4 protein-coding genes are annotated in these 2,727 nt (G+C 27.3%); all 4 read right to left on the bottom strand.

The features are described from left to right. The coding region (locus Q0J90_RS13585; protein WP_297278420.1) for an AAA family ATPase at positions 1-993 on the bottom strand (993 nt) is incomplete at its 3' end. 3 nt (positions 994-996) lie between these two features. After that, on the bottom strand, positions 997-1,452 hold the full coding sequence (locus Q0J90_RS13580; protein WP_297278419.1) for a hypothetical protein: 456 nt from the start codon (positions 1,450-1,452) through the stop codon (positions 997-999). A gap of 18 nt (positions 1,453-1,470) precedes the next feature. Beyond that, positions 1,471-1,833, bottom strand: a complete 363-nt coding sequence (locus Q0J90_RS13575) for a hypothetical protein (protein WP_297278418.1) — start codon at positions 1,831-1,833, stop codon at positions 1,471-1,473. An 11-nt stretch (positions 1,834-1,844) separates the two neighbouring features. Next, on the bottom strand, positions 1,845-2,727 hold an 883-nt coding region (locus tag Q0J90_RS13570), incomplete at its 5' end, for a hypothetical protein (protein WP_297278417.1).

The following is a 2,727-nucleotide window of genomic DNA, read 5'->3' as shown; positions in this document are numbered from 1 at the left end:
AATACAAGGAGAAACTCTTTCAGCTGTTTGAAAAGCCTCTTTAAGCTGCTGTTCACTTTGACCAACATACTGACTTTGAACAGTAGCAAAATCTAATCTATAAAGCGGTAAATTCCAATATGAAGCAACTGCCTTAGCAGACATAGATTTTCCGCATCCAGGAACTCCTACTAAAAGTATACCTCTAGGCGGATTCATACCCCTTTTTAGAAGCTCATCTCTCTTTTCTGATGTCTGTAATTTCTTTTTATCATTAAGCCAATTTTTTAGTCCTCCAAGACCTCCTACATCATCAATATTTGAAGACACATCTATTTTCTCAAGACCGTTTATATTAGAAAATAATTTATCCTTTGCAAATTTTAATTCCATTAAATCAGATTTTTTAACATGCCTGCTTGCTATTAGAGAAGCTATTACATTCTGTATCTCAACTTTACTAATACCAGTTAAAGTCATAGCAGCTTCTCTATAATCATTTTCATCCCAATCTATCTTAATACTATTTTTATAAGGTTCTATATTTTCTTCTATAATGGAATATACCTCATCTTCTAAAGGCAAATCAAGGTATAAACTCATACCTAATCTCTGTAAATTAGACCAAATGCTATTTTGAGTGAGTATGATTATTGAAGCAGCTTTCTCTTCAGCTAATGTTACTATATCAAAAATATATCTTGACGTTGTACTGTCATTTTCTAAATCAGAAACTTCAGTAAAAATAAAAGTTAAATTATTTTTTAATTTTATCTGATCAGCAATAAATTCCAAAGCTCCAATTACAGTTTTATCATCATTAACAACCTTCTCGGTTACTATATCATACATTCCCTTAGAAAGTGTATGGACATAAAAAGGCAATGATAATTCACTTGCTGTATCTCTCAAAACATCTAATGCCCTCTGTCTTTCTATTGTATTAAAAGCAATAAAAGGTATTCTAGCTAAAGAATATCTTTTCATTCTATCTTTACATTCTTTAAAATTCATAATTTACACTCCTAAGTCATTTATTTTAGCATTAACAATAATTTTTTTAAGCATACCTGTTCTATCTGAAACTGAACTTTTTTCTAAAGACTCATGCATGCTATTAGCAGTATTTTTTATAAAATCAATTAATTTATCAGAATATTCTTTAGATACATTTAATATTGATTTTGATTTAGCTATTTTTATTAGAAATATAAATTCTCTCTTTAAATTATTTAATGCTGGAGATATAATATTAATATCAGAAGATTTTTTAACTATACTGTCAAATTTTTCACTGCTCTTTTTTATTCTAAACTCTATAATTTCAGAAATCCTTTTAAATAGTCTTTCATAAGTTCCAGATTCTATAAACCCATTATCAATAGCTTCTAAAACTTCATTATCAACAGAAGAATTCTTTAAATAGTCTAATAATTCACACCATTCAAAATACGTATTCGGAGCTTTTGTCATAATATATTATCCTAAAAATTATTTTCTTCTTACTCTTTTAATAGGCACGCCTGGAGGAAGCAATTCCCAGTCTGGAAAAGTTGAAGCCATAGTACTATAATAATTAGTATTAGAGTTTAAAACGTTATTAGATACTTTTTCCATAACATTATTATTATTATCTATACTATTATTATCTATATTGTCACTTTCTATATTACCATTTTCTATATTATTACTATATTCTTCTTTAACTATTAAAACTTCTTCAGCTGCTTCTTCCTTTTCTTGCTCATGAGTATCTTCTAATGCCGCTTCCATTTCTTTATTTTCATTATTCTCTTCATTATTTTCAACTGGTTCTATACCGCTTATATTTTCATTATCATCTAAAATAATCATAAAATAATCCTTTATAATATAATTGAACGTCTTTTTTCAAAAGCACCATCACTTATTAATGATGATGAAGAAATACTTCCTAAGAAATCTACAACTTTGCTGTAATTTTTATCTTTTTCAGCATACATCATTCTATAATCAACAATCTCAGCTAAAATCCCCCTTAAATGCTTAAGGCAGCTTTCAGAATAATCATCAAATTTTTTATTTGTAGATTCTATTTTTTTCTTATAATCCATTTTAGCTTTATATATGAGATATATAGTAACACCCAAACCAGGAATTATAAATAATATGTTGTTAAACCATGATAATAATACAAATGTACAAATTAGACCTATTATCCCAGTTACAATAGCATTTCCTATCCACTTTATTTTACTTAAAGCATTAGCCTTTTTTTCAGCAATATGATTATTAATAGATTGAACAAGCTCTTCTTCATTAGAACCATCTCTGGTAACTCCTTTCCAATCATCTATATTAATTTCTATATCTATAGGCACTTCTGCTCTGCTTTTAGTAGTTAAATCACTATATGCATCTATAATCCAATCTTTAGATAAAGACACTGCAAGTTTTTGAGTTGCTATTAATGCTCCTGATGATTCTGGAAATAATGCTATATTTGTTAGATGTTCTGAAAAATCACTATATTCTTCATAAGATTGAAACTCTGCATCATATCTTATATTTGCTCTTCCAACATTTCCATTTTCTTCTACAATAAGTTCATTTTTTCTTAAAAGAGCTCTTTTAGGAAGTTCTTCATTGTCATAATTATTAACTAAATTATCCAAAATTTCATCTATTTTTTCACTTATCATAGTAACATTTTTTACTTCAGCATTGAATATATTATAAAAATAATTATATACATATTCATGAGTATTA

The organism is uncultured Brachyspira sp. (assembly GCF_944390595.1).
Classification (GTDB): domain Bacteria; phylum Spirochaetota; class Brachyspiria; order Brachyspirales; family Brachyspiraceae; genus Brachyspira.
Note: the sequence above shows the minus strand (reverse complement) of the source record. Positions and strands in the feature narration are given on the sequence as shown.